We start from the raw sequence: 18,295 nt of genomic DNA, 5'->3' as shown, positions 1-18,295 counted from the left end.
TGCCCGCTTACGCCGTGCGGGCTATCTGGCGGGTCGACCACCAGCAGAGCAGCGACCCGCCGCACACCATCACTGCGCCCTGCCAGAAGGAGAAAGAGAGCGGGGCGTTCAGCATCACGGCGGCCAGCGCCGAAGAGAGCACCGGAGTAAAGTAGGAAGCGGCGGCCAGCACCGTGACATTGCCGTGCAGAATACCGATATTCCATGACGCATAACCAAAGCCCAGCGCCACCGCCGTCATGACTAATTTCACCGTTACCGACAGGCTGAAAACCATTTCCGGTTGCGGTGAGAAGCTATATTTCACCCATAGCGTCGCCGCCGTCAGAAGAACAAACAGCGTGATACCATTGGCGCCCCGCGCATATTTGGCCGTTACTGTACAATAAATCGCCCAGATAAATGCCCCGGCAAATGCCAGCGCATAGCTGAGCGGGCTGGAAATAATATTTTCGCGAATATCAGCAATATTCAGGCCGTTCTCGCCGCCAAGCACCCAACAAACACCCAGTAAAGCCAGTAATAGCCCTGGAATAACCCAGAAAGTCGATTTTTGTCCGTTAAATAATATGGCGCAAAGAATGGTCAGGCTCGGCCATAAATAATTGACCATTCCCACTTCGATTGCCTGTTGGCGGGTTGCGGCAAATCCCAACGACAGGGCAAGACAGAGTTCATAGCTGACAAATAACAGGCTGCCGACCAGCAGATATTTGCGCGGGAAGCGGCGCAAATCGGGAAACCCGACGGTGAAGATCAGCAGGATACCGCTCAGGGTATAGATCAGCGCTGCGCCACCCACCGGCCCCAGGCCTTCGCTGACAGCGCGGATAAAACCGACCATGGTGCTCCATAATAATACCGCCAGTAAACCAATTAATGTTGCACGTTTTCTGTTCATTGCTGCACTTTATCGGCGAAAACAAAACCTCAACTTATAACATGGATTAATGACCTGGCGCGAATTCATCACCGTATCATCTACTCCTTATGGCTTAATAAAATCCGATAAGTGCGACTATTAGGGGTCAGCCATCCGGCGTTATTGATTTACCGCAATTATTTCGCCTGCGGGAATGTTTAGTTTCCCGCCGCAGTCGAAGACAAATAATGAGGAAAGCAATGGACGTCAGCCGCAGACAATTTTTCAAAATCTGCGCGGGCGGTATGGCCGGAACCACAGTTGCCGCATTAGGGTTCGCCCCGAAAATGGCGCTGGCTCAGGCGCGAAATTATAAATTACTGCGCGCAAAAGAGATCCGAAACTCCTGCACATACTGCTCCGTGGGTTGCGGGCTATTAATGTATAGCCTGGGCGATGGCGCGAAGAACGCCAAAGAAGCGATTTATCACATTGAAGGCGACCCGGATCATCCGGTCAGTCGCGGCGCGTTATGCCCGAAAGGGGCTGGCCTGCTTGATTACGTACACAGTGAAAACCGTCTGCGCTACCCGGAATACCGCGCGCCAGGCTCCGATAAGTGGCAGCGCATCTCGTGGGACGAGGCTTTTAGCCGCATCGCCCGGTTAATGAAAGACGATCGCGACGCGCATTTCGTGGAAAACAACGCGGCGGGCGTGAAAGTCAATCGCTGGCTTTCCACCGGTATGCTTTGCGCTTCGGCGGCCAGTAATGAGACCGGCATGCTGACACAGAAATTTGTGCGCTCCCTCGGCATGCTGGCGGTAGATAACCAGGCGCGCGTCTGACACGGACCAACGGTAGCAAGTCTTGCTCCAACATTTGGTCGCGGTGCGATGACCAACCACTGGGTTGATATCAAAAACGCGAATGTGGTGATGGTGATGGGCGGTAACGCCGCTGAAGCCCACCCGGTCGGTTTCCGCTGGGCGATGGAAGCCAAAAATAACAATGATGCCACGCTGATCGTTGTCGATCCGCGCTTTACGCGCACGGCATCGGTGGCGGACATCTACGCGCCAATACGCTCCGGGACGGATATTACTTTCCTTTCTGGCGTGCTGCGCTACCTGATAGAAAACAACAAGATCAACGCCGAATACGTCAAACACTACACCAATGCCGCCTTACTGGTGCGCGACGATTTTGCCTTTGCAGACGGTCTGTTCAGCGGTTATGACGAAGAGAAGCGTCAGTACGATAAAACCTCATGGAACTATCAGTTTGATGAGAACGGCTATGCCAGACGCGATGACACGCTCAGCCATCCGCGCTGTGTATGGAATCTGCTGAAACAGCATGTCGATCGCTATACGCCGGAAACCGTCGAAAACATTTGCGGTACACCAAAAGCGGACTTCCTGAAAGTGTGTGAAGTGCTGGCCTCAACCAGCGCGGCAGACAGAACCACCACGTTCCTGTACGCGCTCGGCTGGACGCAACATACGGTCGGCGCACAGAACATTCGCACCATGGCGATGATCCAGTTGCTGCTCGGCAATATGGGCATGGCGGGCGGCGGGGTAAATGCGCTGCGCGGCCACTCCAACATTCAGGGGCTGACGGATTTAGGGCTGCTCTCGACCAGCCTGCCGGGCTACCTGACGCTGCCTTCGGAAAAACAGGTCGATTTGCAACAGTATCTGGCGGCCAACACGCCGAAAGCACTGTTGCCGGATCAGGTTAACTACTGGAGCAATTATCCGAAGTTCTTCGTCAGCCTGATGAAATCGTTCTACGGCGACGCGGCGCAGAAGGAGAACAACTGGGGCTTTGACTGGCTGCCGAAGTGGGATCAGTCTTACGACGTTATTAAGTATTTCAATATGATGGCGAAAGGCGAGGTGACCGGCTACCTCTGCCAGGGCTTTAACCCGGTGGCCTCGTTCCCGGACAAAAACAAAGTCGTCAGTACGCTCGGCAAATTGAAGTACATGGTGGTAATCGATCCGCTGGTGACCGAAACCGCTAACTTCTGGCAGAACCACGGCGAGATGAATGATGTCGATCCATCGACCATTGCGACGGAGGTGTTCCGTTTGCCGTCGACCTGCTTCGCCGAAGAGGATGGCTCAATTGCCAACTCCGGTCGCTGGTTACAGTGGCACTGGAAGGGCCAGGATGCGCCGGGTGAAGCGCTGAATGACGGTGAAATTCTCGCCGGGATTTACCACCGCCTGCGTGAGATGTACCGCACTGAAGGCGGTAAAGGCGCAGAGCCGCTGCTGAAGATGAGCTGGAACTACAGTCAGCCGCACAACCCGCATTCGGAAGAGGTGGCGAAAGAGAACAACGGTTACGCGCTGGCGGATCTCTATGATGCCAACGGGCAACTGCTGGCGAAGAAAGGGCAACTGCTGAACAGTTTTGCGCTGCTGCGTGACGACGGCTCAACGGCATCATCCTGCTGGATCTACAGCGGTAGCTGGACAGAGCAGGGTAACCAGATGGCCAACCGCGATAATGCCGATCCTTCCGGCCTGGGTAATACGCTGGGGTGGGCATGGGCCTGGCCGCTCAACCGTCGCGTGCTCTACAACCGCGCGTCGGCTGACGTTCAGGGCAAACCGTGGGATGCGAAAAGGATGCTGATTCAGTGGAACGGTACGAAGTGGGTCGGTAACGACATTCCGGATTTCAACACCGCGCCGCCGGGCAGCAATACCGGGCCGTTTATTATGCAGCAGGAAGGGCTGGGGCGTCTGTTCGCCCTCGATAAGCTGGCAGAAGGGCCGTTCCCGGAACATTACGAACCGATGGAAACCCCGCTCGGTACCAACCCGCTGCATCCGAACGTCGTCTCCAGCCCGGTCGTACGCATCTATCAGGACGATGTGAAACGGCTGGGGAAAAAGGAGCAGTTCCCGTATGTCGGAACTACGTATCGTCTGACGGAACATTTCCACACCTGGACCAAACATGCGCGCCTGAATGCGATTGCCCAGCCGCAGCAGTTTGTTGAAATCAGCGAAACGCTGGCGGCGGCGAAAGGTATCAGCAACGGCGATCGCGTTCGGGTCAGCAGCAAGCGCGGCTTTATTCGCGCGGTGGCGGTTGTCACGCGCCGCCTGCGCACGTTGCAGGTACATGGTCAGCCGGTGGAAACCATTGGTATTCCGCTGCACTGGGGTTTTGAAGGGGTTGCGCAAAAGGGCTACATCGCCAATACCCTGACGCCGAACGTGGGCGATGCGAACTCGCAAACACCGGAATATAAGGCGTTTTTAGTGAATATCGAGAAAGCGTAAGGGAGCGAGATTATGGCGATGGAAACTCAGGACATTCTTAAGCGCTCCGCGACCAACCCGATCACGCCGCCCCCACGGGCGCGTGATTATAAGGCTGAAGTTGCCAAGCTTATCGATGTTTCCACCTGCGTGGGCTGCAAAGCCTGCCAGGTGGCGTGTTCAGAATGGAACGACATCCGCGATGAAGTGGGGCACTGCGTCGGAGTTTACGACAACCCGGCCGATTTGAGCGCCAAATCCTGGACGGTGATGCGCTTTAGCGAAACCGAGCAGAATGGCAAGCTGGAGTGGCTGATCCGCAAAGACGGCTGCATGCATTGTGCCGAGCCGGGCTGCCTGAAGGCGTGTCCTTCTGCGGGCGCGATCATTCAGTACGCCAATGGTATTGTCGATTTTCAGCAGGATAACTGTATCGGCTGCGGCTACTGTATCGCCGGGTGTCCGTTTAACGTCCCGCGCCTCAATAAAGAGGATAACCGGGTCTACAAATGTACGCTCTGTGTCGATCGGGTCAGCGTCGGCCAGGAGCCTGCCTGCGTGAAAACCTGCCCGACCGGCGCTATCCATTTCGGTACCAAGGCGGAAATGCTGGCGCTTGGCGAACAGCGGGTAGAGAAGCTGAAAGCGCGCGGTTACGCCAGCGCGGGGATCTATAACCCGCAGGGCGTCGGCGGAACGCACGTGATGTATGTGCTGCACCACGCTGATCAGCCGCAGCTTTACCACAATTTGCCGGAAAATCCGCGTATCGATACCTCGGTCAATCTGTGGAAAGGGGTGCTGAAACCGCTGTCGGCGGCGGGATTCCTCGCCACCTTCGCCGGTTTGATTTACCACTACATCGGGATTGGGCCGAACAAAGAAGTGGATGACGACGAAGAGGATCATCATGAGTAAGTCAAAAATGATTGTGCGCACCAAATTTATCGATCGCGCCTGTCACTGGACAGTGGTGATCTGCTTTTTTCTGGTTGCGCTCTCCGGCATCTCGTTTTTCTTCCCGACGTTACAGTGGCTGACGGAAACCTTTGGTACGCCGCAGATGGGGCGCATTCTGCATCCCTTCTTTGGTGTAGCGATCTTCTTCGCGCTGATGTTCATGTTTGTACGCTTTGTGCATCACAACATCCCTGACAAGAAAGATCTGCCGTGGCTGAAAAACATCGTCGAAGTGTTAAAGGGTAATGAGCACAAGGTCGCTAAGGTCGGGAAATACAATGCCGGACAAAAGATGATGTTCTGGACCATCATGAGCATGATAACCGTGCTTCTGGTGACCGGCGTCATCATCTGGCGTCCTTATTTTGCACAGTACTTCCCGATTCAGGTGATCCGCTACAGCCTGCTGCTGCACGCTACATCCGCCATTATTTTGATTCATGCCATCCTCATCCATATGTATATGGCTTTCTGGGTGAAAGGCTCCATTAAAGGCATGATCGAAGGGAAGGTGAGCCGTCGCTGGGCACAGAAGCACCACCCTCGCTGGTATAACGACGTAGAGCGTCTGGAAGCGAAAAAAGAGAGCACCGAAGGGATCAAGTGATCTTAACCCGCTCCGGACGCCCGTTCGGAGCGGTTTTCTTATATATTTGCCACCAGCGCATCAATGGCACCAACAACACAGCTCCTTTCTCTGCGCAGATTACCGACATAATCCTGCGGCCTGCATGTTGTTATTTCCCAGTGAGTTATCATTGGGGAGTAAAGCATCAGCGTCTCAAATTCAATATTCACTTTAGGTGCAACAGCGCTATACCATCCCGTATTTATTTTCCTGCTGAGCGGAATAATCACCCTGGTAGTAAGCTCCTCATAATAATCATTTTGCACAATCATATAATAAGGCCACTGCTTCCTGGCTTCTGGATTCGAATCGGTATTACGGTAGACATCAAATTGTTTAATCATTTAAACACTCCGAAGTAGGGGGAGTCCGTAAGCACCCCATGCTCCGCCACATACGCATTCATTTCACGGATAAATTCTTTTGTTTGCCGATCTTTTTCTGCCCGCTGTTCAGGCGTTAACACTGTTGCGTTAGCTTTTCGCGTTACGGGTTTCTTTATTTCATCCTGGTATTGGCGTTCCACGGTAATATCCTTTTGTGTGTGTCGATGGCTGAATTATCAACCGATAAAAAAGAAAAACAATAGTGATTCCCGTACTCTGCTTAACGCTGAGATCTCGCTTCCTGAATAAAGAAAATAAATGTAACAGGGAAAATAATTTGCGAGTCATCTTCCACACTTCAGCAATCATTTATTTGCAGGTATTGAATACAAATCGCAAACGATGTTGCATTACGCGTGAATGTCATCTTTGCCGTAACCTGCCTGATTTTATGGATTAATGTGTCAGTCGCGGCTTTTCGTCTGGTCTGCTGCGGTTGAATAGTCAATAATGCCCGCAGCACTCTTTTAACAAGTGGTTTGTGGTATGAAAAAAACGATTTTTTCGTTGGCACTTGCGACCTTTGGTCTGGGAATGGCGGAATTCGGCATTATGGGCGTGTTGACAGAACTCGCCACCAATGTCGGCATCTCGATTCCGTCGGCGGGACATATGATTTCGGCTTACGCTTCTGGCGTGGTGATCGGCGCGCCGATCATGGCACTTTTTTCGAACCGTTTTTCGTTGAAAAACATATTGTTGTTTCTGGTGGTGCTGTGCGTCATCGGTAATGCCATGTTCACGTTCTCCAGCGCTTATCCGATGCTGATTATCGCCCGCTTAATTTCCGGTTTTCCGCATGGGGCAATCTTTGGTGTCGGGGCAATTATCCTGTCGAAAATTGCCCCTCCCGGCAAGGTGACGATGGCAGTGGCCGGCATGATAGCCGGTATGACCGTCGCGAATCTGATCGGTATTCCGCTGGGTACATGGATCGGCCACAGCTTTAGCTGGCGCTACACCTTCTTGCTGATTTCGCTGTTCGACATCGCCGTGATTGTCTCGGTGATCTTCTGGGTTCCGGCGCTGTTTGATAACACCGAAAGCCGCCTGCGCGAACAGTTTCAGTTTCTGAAAAAACCAGAACCGTGGCTGATTTTCGCCGCCACAATGTTTGGTAATGCCGGTGTGTTTGCCTGGTTCAGCTACGTGAAGCCATTTATGGTCACCGTCTCTGGCTTCTCCGAAGTCTCGATGACCTTCATCATGACGCTGATGGGGCTGGGAATGGTGCTGGGAAATATGTTCAGCGGCAGGCTCTCCGTTAAATTCAGCCCATTGCGCATTGCGGCGGCGACTGAGTTTTTCATTATGCTGGCGATGCTGGCGCTATTTGTCGCCGGAGAAAACAAAGTCGGGGCGCTGTCGCTCGGCTTTATCTGCTGCGCTGGCCTGTTTGCGCTTTCCGCGCCGCTACAAATTATGCTGCTGCAAAATGCGAAGGGTGGCGAAATGTTAGGTGCTGCAGGGGGGCAAATGGCCTTCAACCTCGGCAACGCCGTGGGCGCCTGGTTCGGTGGCCTGATCATCACTTTCGGCCTGACTTATCGCTATCTTACGCTGCCAGCAGCGGTGCTAACCTTTGCCGCCATGACCGCATTGCTGGTCTATGGCCGTCTGAAAACAAAGCTGAAAACCGAACCTGTCGCACAGGCATAAAAAACGGGTAAGCACGATGCTTACCCGCCCCGAATAGCGGCGACGCCTTCAGGGCAACCAGGGTTCCCCCAGCGTCAGCATCAGACGGTTGGCCCAGGCAAAAAACGCGGCGGACTGTATCAGATCAAGCTGCTGCAAAGTGTCCAGCTCCTGTTCCTTCAGCTTTGCCAGATGCTGCGTTGTCAGCGCCGGTGGTGTCACTGACAGGGCGGCGGCGGCATCAATTTCAGCCTGCCAGCGTGCGGATTGCCCGGCGCTCAGAATGTGTCCTGGTTGCACGGCAAGCAGCGTCTCTACGGCGTTATCGTCCTTCGACAACTGGCTGGTTTTGCGCGCATGGACTGAAGCGCAATAGATACAGCCATTAATTTTACTGGTGACCGTCGCCGCCAGCTCACGCTCGGCGCGCGGCAAACCGACAGGGGTGTAGAAGATGCCCTTATCCGTCAATGTGCGTTGCTCAAGTACTGGTAGATTGCGGCCTAACAGACGAAAATAGTCAGAATCGCTATGGCCGAATTTCGCCAGAATCGCCTGTTCAGCCGCCGTAAACTCCGCCAGCGGTTTCGCGGCAATCCACGGCTCCCAACCCAGTTCCTGCTGAGTAAACTGCACCGGCGCGGGTTTCCCGGTTTGCGTGGTCGGTGTGGTATGCCAGATGCCTGCCACCACCGGTTTTCCGCTGGCAGAAACAGACTTGCCATTGAGCAAACGTAACCCGGCCAGCAGACGGCTCTGGAAGCTGACAAACGCCACCAGTTGCGCCAGCGTAACAATACTCTCTTTGTTCCAGCCTGCCGCCGTCAGCGTTTTCAGCGCCTGCGGCGTCGCTTCTACCGGGGAAAAAGTCAGCAAACGCGCGAACTCCAGCGCGGGTGTCAGACGGGCAGAAGTCGGGTCGGCAAGACCAAAACTGGCGTAGTGTGCCGCCAGATCGTTGGCTTCGTGCCATTTCGCCACTTTCGCCGCCACAATAAAGCGTTCATCCAGCGCAAAGGCATGCTCCTGGTCACCGAACAGTGCTTCATAGCAGCCCTGGGCATGGCGAGTGGCCGCATCGCGTGTTTCACGCGCACGTTGCAGTTCCGAACCGGTGGCGATCTCCGCCAGTTCAGCAAGAATATCCAGACTTAGCGCCATAGAGGCTCCTTATAGAATGTGCGGAGCGATATGCTCAGCAATCAGTTCAATGGAACGTAACGTGTCGCGGTGCGACGGTTCGACGGAATGCACCTGAAAAGAGATATCGGTGGCGCGGGCCAGGATGGTGTCCTGCGCCAGCGATGCGAGCACTGTTTGCGCATCGCCGATATGCGCATCAAACTGGCGGATATAATCCGTGACGTTGTCACATGAAACCGTATGGCCTGCTGCGCGGCCTGGCGAGTCAATCCCGGCGCTGCAACCTTCAGCGCATAGTCGCGGCTGTCGGCGACAAACGCCGTGCGCGAAGCGAGTATGCGCGGCGCAACGCCCGACGGGAGCGCATCAAGGTAAGCATCCACCATCGGATTCTGGATGGCATCAAGCGTGAGCGAAGGGTTGTCGGCCGGGCGCGGCTGAGTTCGGGACAGCATCAGCCCGTGTCCGCCCTGGCCTGCACGGATTGCGCCGTCAACGGAAAAGGTGGCGATCCATACCCGTTCCGCCAACTGCGGCGCCGGAGGGTAAAGGTGGTTATCCGGGTGTGTCAGCGAATCACCGCGCCAGGCGCTCTGGATCAGGTGCAGCGCATCGGCGAATACCGTCGCCCGTTCATCAATCGTCAGGCCAAAGGGCAGAAAAGAGGTCGCCGTACCACCCGAGCCAAACCCCACTTCCAGCCGTCCATTGGCCAGCAGATCGAGTACGGCGGCATCTTCGGCCACGCGCAACGGGTTTTCCAGCGGCAGGGTGATGATGGCCGTACCAAGACGAATCGTTTCCGTGTGCGCCGCAACATGCGCCAGAAAGACCAGCGGCGAAGGCAGACCGCCTTCATGCGCGTGAAAGTGGTGCTGCGCGATCCACGCGCTGTCAAAGCCGTACCGTTCCGCATGGCGGATCTGCTCCGTGGCCAGCCGGTAGCGCTCTTTGGGCGCCGCATCGTCAAGCAGACGGGTAAAAAACCCCAGGCGTTTTCGCGTCATGCGAACTCCTCCGTAGCAGGTGAAAGGTGGGGAATAGCGTGAATTAACTCGCGGGTATAGTCGTTTTGCGGCGCGGCAAAGAGGCTCGCCACGGAACCTTGCTCAACCACGCAGCCATTACGCAGCACCGTAACGCTGTGCGCGATGCGCCGCACCGTCGCCAGATCGTGGGTGATAAACAGGTACGTCAACCCCAGTTGCTGTTGCAGTTGCTGGAGCAGGGCGAGGATCTGCGCCTGCACGATAACATCCAGCGCGGAGGTGGCTTCATCCAGCACCAGAATGCCCGGTTCGAGGATCAGCGCGCGGGCAATAGCTACGCGCTGGCGCTGGCCGCCGGAAAGCTCACGTGCCGTACGATCGAGTAACTCCAGCGGCAGCGCAACACGCCGGGCGACGTTTTCCACTCGTGCCTTGCGTTCGGTTTTTTCAACGCGTTCAAAGTTCTTCAGCGGCTCTTCGATGATCTCAAACAGCGTCTGGCGAGGATCGAGCGAAGAGAAGGGGTTCTGATAGACAAACTGGATTTTGCGGCGCAACTGGCGGCGCGCCTCCTGGCTCAGTTGCGTGGCCTCGATATCATCAATTGTCACCCGGCCGCTGTCGGCCTGCTCAAAGCCAAGCAGAATACGCGCCAGCGTGGTTTTGCCCGAGTCGGATTCGCCAACCAGCGCATGCGTGCTGCCGCGCTGCACGGCAAAATTGACGTCATTAAGCGCCTGCAATTGATGACCTTTACCCAGCGCGAAACGCTTACTGATGCCGCTGGCTCGGATAGCCGGAGACGCCAGCGGCAGCCCGGAGACCGGCGCAATCGTCAGCGCGGTGCCCTGGAGATCGCTCAGTAACTGACGGGTATAAGCATGCTGTGGCGCACGCAGAATATCCGCCGTCGCGCCATGCTCCTGAATTTCGCCGTGGCGAAACACCAGTAGCCGATCGGCGCGTTCAGCAGCCAGCGCCAGATCGTGGGTGACAAACAGCACCGCCGTGCCAGATTCACGTCGAAGGACATCGAGTAAATCGAGAATGCGCTTTTGCACCGTCACATCCAGCGCGCTGGTCGGCTCGTCGGCAATGATCACATCCGGCTGCAAAGCAATCGCCATCGCGATCAACACCCGCTGCTTCATCCCGCCGGAGAGCTGGTGCGGGTACTGTTTCATGCGCTGTTCCGGATGGCTTAAACCCACTTTTGTTAACAGCGCCAGCACCTGAGCATCGCGCTCACGGCCACGCAAATGGCTGTGCAGTTGCAGGACTTCGCCCACTTGCGTAGCGATGGTTTGCACCGGGTTGAGGGAATTACCGGGATCCTGCGGCACCAGGCTGATGCGCGCGCCGCGCAGTGCATCAAGCCGTTTTTCCGACCACGCGCTTATTGTTTCACCGTTGAGCACAATCGTGCCGCTGTCGCGCCGGGCGTTGGCGGCCAGCAGCCCAATAATCGCCTGCGCGGTGGTGGTTTTGCCGGAACCGGATTCGCCGACAAAGGCCAGCATTTCGCCCCGTTGCAGGGTAAAACTCACGCCATGAACCACCTCGCGCCAGACGCCACCGCTGTGGTAGCTGAGGGTTAAATTTTCTACCGACAACACGCTCATACACGACCTCCACTGAACTGACGGCTGAGCCGGTTAACCGCCAGTACCACGGCGATCACCACCAGGCCGGGGAAAGTGGTCAGCCACCAGGCGGTTGATAAGTAATTGCGGCCTTCGGCGATCAACAATCCCCATTCCGGCACCGGCGGCGGCGTGCCGTAACCGAGAAAGCTCAGGGTGGAGAGGGCAAGGATCGCCTGACCAAATTGCAGCGTTGCAAAGGCCAGCACGGCGGTGAGCGAGTTGGGTAAAATATGCCGCCACAGCACCGACCAGAAAGTACCGCCGCTGCCCCAGGCTGCTTCGACATACTCGGTGTGGCGAATACGCACCACTTCACCGCGCGCCAGGCGGGCAAAGCTGGCTATCGAAGCCACCCCCACGGCAATGGCTGCATTCACGGTGCCAAAGCCGAGTAAAATAATCACCGTCAGCGACAACAACAGCGACGGAATCGACAGCAACACATCCACCAGCCGCATCAGGAAGGATTCCACGCGCCCGGCGAGCGCACCGGCAATCACGCCGATCAGCGTTCCGGCAAACAGTCCCATCGCCACGGCCGCCAGCGCGGCGGAAAGCGAATGTGAAGCACCGTAGACAATGCGCGCAAAGAGATCGCGCCCCAGTTGATCGGTACCCAGCCAGTGACCGGCTTGTGGAGCCAGCCGTTGTGCCCCGGCAATACCTTCAACCGCGCTGTAATGCGTAAGCAGCGCAGGGAAAAAAGCGGCAAGTCCCGCCAGCACAACCACTGCCCAGGCCAGCCATAACCCCGGCTGCCAGGCACGCGTACGCCAGGAGGGAACGCGTTTACGCGCGGCGGTGGCGTAATCGACCAGACTCATACTGCACCTCCGGTAACGGTTTTCAGCCGCGGGTCAAACCACGGCATCAGCAGATCCACCAGCAGATTGATCAGGACAAACCCCAGCGCGGAGATCATCACTACCGCCTGCAACACGGCTATATCCTGATTGTTCACCGCCTGCTGCGTCAGTTGTCCCAGCCCGCCACGACCAAAGACGGTTTCCGTGATCAGCGCGCCGGCAATCAACTCCCCCAGCAACAGCCCGGCGATATTCAGCACCGGCAGCAGGGCATTGCCGATAACGTGCCGCCACAGCACGCCGGTTTCGCTCACCCCTTTGGCGCGCGCCACGCCCACAAATGGCTGAGCCGATACCTGATCGATACTGCGTAACAAGATCTGCGCCAACGGAGCGGAAATAGGGATCGCCACGGTAATAATCGGCAGGATCAACCCCTGCAACGGCGAGGGGTTAATGACCGGGATCAGCCGCAGCTGGAAGGAAAAAAGCTGAATCAGTGCAATGCCCAGCCAGAAGGTAGGCAGCGAAATAAACAGGACCGGCAAAGATTGAATGGCATTACTCAACCAGCGTAATGCGGGCAACCGCGAGACAAATGCCAGCACAAAAGCCAGTACCACAGCGAGCACGAATGCCGGTGCGGCCAGTTGCAGTGTGTCCGGGAGATTGCTGGCAATCAGCGCGCTCACCGCCACTCCGGCCTGTACCGAATAGCCAAAATCACCGCGCAACATCGCCAACAGCGTATGAAAATATTGCTGCCACAGCGGGCTGTCCGCCCCATAGGCAATGCGCATTTCCTCAATCTGTGCCGGGCTAAGCCCGAGGTCGGGGTTCTGAAACTTAATCAATACCGCATCGCCCGGCAGCACCTGAAGCAGCACAAAAGAGAGGGTAAACGCCGCCCATAGCACCAGCAGGCCTTGTCCCGCACGCCGCAGAAGATAGTGGCTCATTGCAGCCTCCTCAGTGTTTCGCGATCCACGCGCCATAGAATGACGGGCGGCCAACGGCTTCGAAGGCCGCGCCTTTCAGCCACGGCGCACCGGCAAAGACCTGCGGCTCTTCAAAAATCGGGATCACATAAGCGTTGTTCAGCAGATAACGCTGGGCCTCGCCGGTCAGTTGCAGGCGTTTTTGTGCATCGACTTCAGCAGAAATAGAGACCAGCAGATCGTTGAGTTTGTCGTCGCGGAAACTTTTTACCTTGTCGCTGGAACCACCTTTTTGCAGCAACGCATCGCGGTTTTCCGGGTAGAACATGCTTTTCACGACATCCGGATCGGCACGCCCAACCTCAGAAACGGTCAGCGGCGTTTTTAGCGGATCGAGGTTATCCAGCGTGTGGCTTCCGGCGTCGCCAGCTTTAACGCTCAGCGCAACACCAACCTGTCGCCACTGTTGCGCCACCAGTTGCAGCACCTCTTTGTTTTGCGGCTGTGGCAGGGATTCGTAAACCGTCAGTGCCAGACGCTGGCCCTCTTTGGCGCGAATGCCATCGCTGCCTGCTTTCCAGCCTGCGTCATCCAGTAACTGGTTGGCTTTGGCCGGATCAAAGGTCAGTTTGTCGCTCAGATTGGTGTAACCTGCGGCGGAGCGGGCAATAACCGAGGTGGCCTGCGGGTAGTTGGGCGAGAAGAGGGTATCGACAACCTGTTTGGTGTTTGTCGCATGGAGCAATGCCTGGCGCACGCGCAGATCGGCAACCAGCGGGTTATCCGGGCGGAAACTGAGGCTGTCATTCACGCCGCGCGTCGGGGCGGCGTAGATCTGGAAACCCTGATCGGTGGCCTGCTTTTCATCGTAAGCCTGCACCTGGCGGATAAATCCGGCCTGGCCTGCCAGCAACGCGCCAATGCGCACGCTGTCTTCCGGGGTTACGATGATTTTGATGCCGTCGAGATTGGCCGGGCCTTGCTGGGTGAGATTCTTCGGCCCCCACTGATAATCTTTACGCTTCTCCAGCGTCACTTCGCGCCCCAGCTTTTCATCACTGACGACAAACGGCCCGGAACCGATAATATGCCGGGCATCACCCAGCTCATCAAAGTTACGTTGTAACGCACTCAGGGAAACCAGCCCGGAACCAATGGTGGCCGTGCCCTGCAAAAAGCCTGGCGACGGCTTTTTGAAGTAGAACTTCACCGTCTGCGCATCCACCACTTCGCTGTGATCATAGTTATTGATCACTTCCGATACCGGTAAACGCTGCGCTTTGTTACCCAGCCCGTACGTGTCGAAATTTTTTGCCACCGCATTGGCATCCAGCGGTGTGCCGTCAGAAAAGGTCACGCCGGGACGAATTTTAAAGGTGTATTCGGTTTTATCGGCATTCGACGTCCAGCTTTCGGCAATCCACGGTTCAACCTGCAATGTTTTTGGGTTCTGCCAGGTCAGCTTATCGGTGATCTGATTCAGAATGCCGCCGTTGGGGTAAAAACCGCCCGCAGGAGGATATAAATTGGTGTGCGCCTGCTGTTCAAGATAAATCAGCGTGCCGCCTTTTACCGGCGTATCCACCGCCCAGGCGTGAACGGACGCGGCCATCATCAGCACCGTCAATAATGGCAAGCGAAAAGGGATGTGCATGGTGAATTCCTTTGTTATCTATTGTCTTAATGTCGGATTCATCATCCGGCGCAGACATGTACAAAGGAACCAAGGAATTGAGATAAGCATTTCAGGAAAGCGCAAAACCGGGCGTTATAGACGCCCCGGTCCGGCATCAGTTTTAACGCAGCCAGGGTGTGATCGTCAGCCCCACCAGAACGCCTTCCGGCGCCAGCAGACGGGTGACACTTTGCCCCCAGGGTTCCAGGCGATTCGCGACCAGCAACGCCGGGGATTGTCGTGGTCATCATTACCTCTGCGTCATAAAAAAGGGGGCGTCAGCGCCCCCGTGATTATAGGCAACAGAAGAGAATTAATGGCGTAAATCGATCACCATGCGGCCACGAATCTGGCCCTGTTCCATCTCTTTGTAGATCGCGTTGATATCTTCCAGCGGACGCAGCACCACTTTCGGAACCACCTTGCCTTCGTGGGAAAATACATGTGGCTGCCAAACAGGCATGGGTATCGAATGAGGAGGATCATTTGATAACGACAGGCAATATTCTTAATGAACTATATAACACACATTCGATCCATTTCGGATCGTTCGCTTTTACCCAGTCACCATTAAAAAGTATTCTCTTGTTTTGAGCTGTCCATTTACTCATTTTATTTAGAAATTCACTTATAAATAAATTAGCGGGACAACAAATTCCGCACCATGGATCGATAATCCATAAATCTTTATCCATTTCCCCTGCGGTAATATATTCAGGATATTTATATGATGACTTTGCAAGAAGGCAAAACATATGTGTGAAAATATCATTCGTGACGCAAAGACCAGCGTTTCCGCCATGCTGGGTAATAAACCTTACCGCAATTTGAGTCATTTCACCACAATTCCCTGCCTTAAGGCGTTCTGCTTCAGAATAAAATTCAGTCTGAGTTAGTAAATTCCGAGTGAAATAATCCTCTCGTAATTTTCTTATGGTTATTCGGGCCAATTCAACCCTACTGTGATCACTTTCGAATCTGGGGCCAGAGTAATAAGCCTTCGTTACCGACTTAAGCCCTTTTGAGTAAATTTTTCTTACATGTTGAAAAGCCATTTTGGCCAGGTTTTCAGTATCCATACATCCACCATTGAATAAAATATATCAGCCATACATCACATTCTTATAGGCAATTAAATATATACTAATTTTTTTAGTCAGATGATGTAGTAATTAGTCTTTTAAATAAGACAATAATGTTAGTCAGGAAAAAACAGGCGCCGAAGGGCGCCTGTTTGCGTTAGGTGACCATGCTGTTTAGTCAGCAGCGGTAGTCTTGCAGGCTCAGCCGCCATCCGGCAAAAGCACATTGCTTCGCCGAATGGCGCTGACGCTTATCCGTTCTACAGGATAAGGCGGATACGGTCGATCTCCTCGCGCCACTGCGCCTGCAACAGCGGTTTCTGGTGTTTTTCCTTCCGCGCCAGATCCTCTTCTAACCGCGTTTCCAGTTCGATAAGACGCAGAAGAAGGGCATCATCGTCATCCGTTTCATCAGCCGCCACAACACGCGGTTGCGGCGGAGTGGCAGAAACCGCGACGCTTTCCCGTAAGCGATCATAAACCGCTTCAGCATCATGCCATTCGTTCAGCTCGCCGTTTTCCACCAGCCAGAAACGATTGCAGCAGGCATTGATCAACTGACGATCGTGACTGACCAGCAGAAAACCGCCGCTGAACTGTTGCAGGGTTTCGGCCAGTGCCTCTTTGCCCGCCATATCGAGATGGTTGGTGGGTTCATCCAGTAACAGCAGGTTAAAACGCGCCAGCGACAGGCCGACAAACAGCAGCCGCGAACGCTCGCCACCGCTTAGTGTCGCCACCCGTTGCCCGTGACGCGCCCAGGCAAAACCGGCGCTAATCAGTGCCATTTTGCGATCCGCGGGCATCGGCGCAAACGGCTCCAGCGCGTCAAATAGCGTGGCATCATCCGGTAACTGATGTAACGTCTGGTCGTAATAACCCGCATGCAGGCGCGGGTGCAGCCGTAACGCTGCCACTTCGCCGTGCAAAGCCCGCCAGATCAGCCGCAGCAGCGATGATTTCCCGCAGCCGTTGCGTCCCATCACCGCCACGCGATCGCCGCTTTTCAGCCGTGCGAGCGGAACATGGAACAGGGCGGGCAACCCTGCTGCGGGCGGCACGGCGAGCCGTTCCATCTCCAGCAAACGATCCGCAGGCAGCGCTTCGCCATGCAGCGAAAGCCGCCAGGCGCTGCCATCGGTTAATGTGGTCTGGCTCTCTTTCAGACGCTCAACCTGCCGCGCCATCTGCTTTGCCTTGCGCGCCAGATCTTCGTTGTCGTAGACCCGTCCCCAGATAGCCAGCCGCTTAGAACTCGCCGTCACGCGGTCAATCTCTTTTTGTTCCGCTTTATGCCGCAGCGCGTCGCTTGCATCGCGCTCTTCCAGCGCCTGGCGCGCCTGGCTGCACGGTAACGCAAAGTGGTGCAACGTGTGGTCGCGCAGGATCCAGCTGCCGTTGGTGACAGCATCCAGCAAGGCGGCATCATGCGAAACCATCACAAAGCTTCCGCTCCAGCCGCGCAGGAACTGCTCCAGCCACAGCAACGTCGGCAGATCAAGATGGTTACCCGGCTCATCCAGCAGCAGCAGATCCGGTTCGCGGATCAACGCCCGCGCCAGCAGCAAGCGGGTATGCTGGCCGCCGCTGAGGGTGGCGGCGGTGAGGCCGATTTCCGCCGTGCTCAGCCCCATGCTGGCAAGCAGCGATTCCGCGCGCCAGCGCTGGTTGTCGCGCTCGCTGCCGGGCAACTGCGCCAGCACGGCATCAAGCAGCGTCATCGCCAGCAAATCGTCGGGCAGATGTTGTTCCACGCGCGCCAGCAGGCAGTGGTGTGCAACCGTAACGTTGCCGGAAAGCGGAGACAGCGAGCCGTCCAGCACTTTCAGCAGGGTACTTTTGCCGCAGCCATTATCGCCAATAAGTCCAAGGCGATCGCCTTTTCTCAGGGTAAAGGAGAGATCGGAGAATAACGGGCCAAAGGCCGTTTCAACACGGAGTGATTGTGCAGATAGTAATGTGCTCATTGCTTACTCAAGAGTTACAGGCACGAGAGTGCCTCGTCAAACATCGCTGACGATAACCCGGTAAGCCCGAGAGAAGGGGGTTTTAAGCTTCGCTCAAGCCGAAGTTATCGCAGCACGATACCGATAACGCTTGAGCTGGCACGATCGCCAAATGTATGTGAAACATTGAACAGTTCACAATACAGCATAATTAGCCTCCTTTTATATTCAGTAAGTTGATGGGTGAAAAGGAGTTTAGCGAGGAAATGAATCTTTTACCAGCAAGGAAAATAGCCCGGCGCACAAGGG

Annotated in this window: 14 protein-coding genes and 3 pseudogenes; 4 read left to right on the top strand and 13 right to left on the bottom strand. The window is 55.6% G+C overall.

From position 1 onward, the window contains the following. Positions 1 to 7: 7 nt before the first annotated feature. Positions 8 to 901 (bottom strand): aromatic amino acid DMT transporter YddG, encoded by an 894-nt coding sequence (gene yddG, locus C0557_RS11925; protein ID WP_208658593.1) that lies wholly within the window; start codon positions 899 to 901, stop codon positions 8 to 10. A gap of 221 nt (positions 902 to 1,122) precedes the next feature. Here yddG and fdnG point away from each other — a divergent pair, with 221 nt between their 5' ends. From fdnG to fdnI, 3 genes are read left to right on the top strand one after another with little or no spacing between them, the layout of a single operon-like run. Then, positions 1,123 to 4,170, top strand: a complete 3,048-nt coding sequence (fdnG, locus tag C0557_RS11920; RefSeq protein WP_208658592.1) for a formate dehydrogenase-N subunit alpha — start codon at positions 1,123 to 1,125, stop codon at positions 4,168 to 4,170. A gap of 12 nt (positions 4,171 to 4,182) precedes the next feature. After that, positions 4,183 to 5,067, top strand: coding sequence for a formate dehydrogenase subunit beta (fdxH, locus tag C0557_RS11915; RefSeq protein WP_007375093.1), 885 nt, complete (start codon positions 4,183 to 4,185; stop codon positions 5,065 to 5,067). Then, on the top strand, positions 5,060 to 5,716 hold the full coding sequence (gene fdnI, locus C0557_RS11910) for a formate dehydrogenase-N subunit gamma (RefSeq protein ID WP_208658591.1): 657 nt from the start codon (positions 5,060 to 5,062) through the stop codon (positions 5,714 to 5,716). The genes fdxH and fdnI overlap by 8 nt, the downstream gene beginning before the upstream one ends. A gap of 38 nt (positions 5,717 to 5,754) precedes the next feature. Here the strand turns inward: fdnI and C0557_RS11905 are convergent, their stop codons facing one another. Together C0557_RS11905 and C0557_RS11900 are read right to left on the bottom strand one after the other, a co-directional pair. Continuing rightward, complete coding sequence (locus C0557_RS11905; RefSeq protein WP_208658590.1) at positions 5,755 to 6,081, bottom strand: CcdB family protein; 327 nt, start codon at positions 6,079 to 6,081, stop codon at positions 5,755 to 5,757. After that, on the bottom strand, positions 6,078 to 6,263 hold the full coding sequence (locus tag C0557_RS11900) for a hypothetical protein (RefSeq protein WP_208658589.1): 186 nt from the start codon (positions 6,261 to 6,263) through the stop codon (positions 6,078 to 6,080). Before C0557_RS11900 ends, C0557_RS11905 begins: the two co-directional genes overlap by 4 nt. A gap of 346 nt (positions 6,264 to 6,609) precedes the next feature. Here C0557_RS11900 and araJ point away from each other — a divergent pair, with 346 nt between their 5' ends. Further along, positions 6,610 to 7,782 carry an MFS transporter AraJ gene (gene araJ, locus C0557_RS11895; protein ID WP_208658588.1) on the top strand — a complete coding sequence of 391 codons (1,173 nt, stop codon included), beginning with the start codon at positions 6,610 to 6,612 and terminating at the stop codon, positions 7,780 to 7,782. A gap of 48 nt (positions 7,783 to 7,830) precedes the next feature. Here the strand turns inward: araJ and C0557_RS11890 are convergent, their stop codons facing one another. The 10 genes and pseudogenes from C0557_RS11890 to C0557_RS11845 form a co-directional block, all read right to left on the bottom strand. After that, a complete protein-coding gene (locus C0557_RS11890; protein WP_208658587.1) occupies positions 7,831 to 8,922 on the bottom strand; it encodes an alkylhydroperoxidase domain protein in 1,092 nt (363 codons plus the stop codon). Between the two features lie 9 nt (positions 8,923 to 8,931). Then, positions 8,932 to 9,911, bottom strand: a pseudogene (locus C0557_RS11885) (putative FMN-dependent luciferase-like monooxygenase). Further along, complete coding sequence (locus C0557_RS11880; RefSeq protein WP_208658586.1) at positions 9,908 to 11,515, bottom strand: ABC transporter ATP-binding protein; 1,608 nt, start codon at positions 11,513 to 11,515, stop codon at positions 9,908 to 9,910. The pseudogene C0557_RS11885 and the gene C0557_RS11880 overlap by 4 nt, the downstream one beginning before the upstream one ends. Continuing rightward, entirely contained in the window at positions 11,512 to 12,363 is an 852-nt protein-coding gene (locus C0557_RS11875; RefSeq protein WP_208658585.1) for an ABC transporter permease, read from the bottom strand. The genes C0557_RS11880 and C0557_RS11875 overlap by 4 nt, the downstream gene beginning before the upstream one ends. Continuing rightward, positions 12,360 to 13,304, bottom strand: a complete 945-nt coding sequence (locus C0557_RS11870; protein ID WP_208658584.1) for an ABC transporter permease — start codon at positions 13,302 to 13,304, stop codon at positions 12,360 to 12,362. Before C0557_RS11870 ends, C0557_RS11875 begins: the two co-directional genes overlap by 4 nt. A gap of 10 nt (positions 13,305 to 13,314) precedes the next feature. Next, positions 13,315 to 14,937 (bottom strand): TIGR04028 family ABC transporter substrate-binding protein, encoded by a 1,623-nt coding sequence (locus C0557_RS11865; protein WP_208658583.1) that lies wholly within the window; start codon positions 14,935 to 14,937, stop codon positions 13,315 to 13,317. 142 nt (positions 14,938 to 15,079) lie between these two features. Beyond that, positions 15,080 to 15,184: pseudogene (locus C0557_RS11860) on the bottom strand (glyoxalase); the annotation flags it as partial. An 87-nt stretch (positions 15,185 to 15,271) separates the two neighbouring features. Then, a pseudogene (gene adhP / locus C0557_RS11855) lies at positions 15,272 to 15,397 on the bottom strand (alcohol dehydrogenase AdhP); the annotation flags it as partial. A gap of 43 nt (positions 15,398 to 15,440) precedes the next feature. After that, positions 15,441 to 16,037 (bottom strand): hypothetical protein, encoded by a 597-nt coding sequence (locus C0557_RS11850; RefSeq protein ID WP_208658582.1) that lies wholly within the window; start codon positions 16,035 to 16,037, stop codon positions 15,441 to 15,443. Between the two features lie 263 nt (positions 16,038 to 16,300). Next, positions 16,301 to 18,007 (bottom strand): ABC-F family ATP-binding cassette domain-containing protein, encoded by a 1,707-nt coding sequence (locus C0557_RS11845; protein WP_208658581.1) that lies wholly within the window; start codon positions 18,005 to 18,007, stop codon positions 16,301 to 16,303. Between the last annotated feature and the right edge of the window lie 288 nt (positions 18,008 to 18,295).

Origin of the sequence: Kosakonia sp. MUSA4, from assembly GCF_013085925.1 — a bacterium.
Lineage (GTDB): Bacteria > Pseudomonadota > Gammaproteobacteria > Enterobacterales > Enterobacteriaceae > Kosakonia > Kosakonia sacchari_B.
This window is presented reverse-complemented; position numbering and strand designations above follow the sequence as displayed.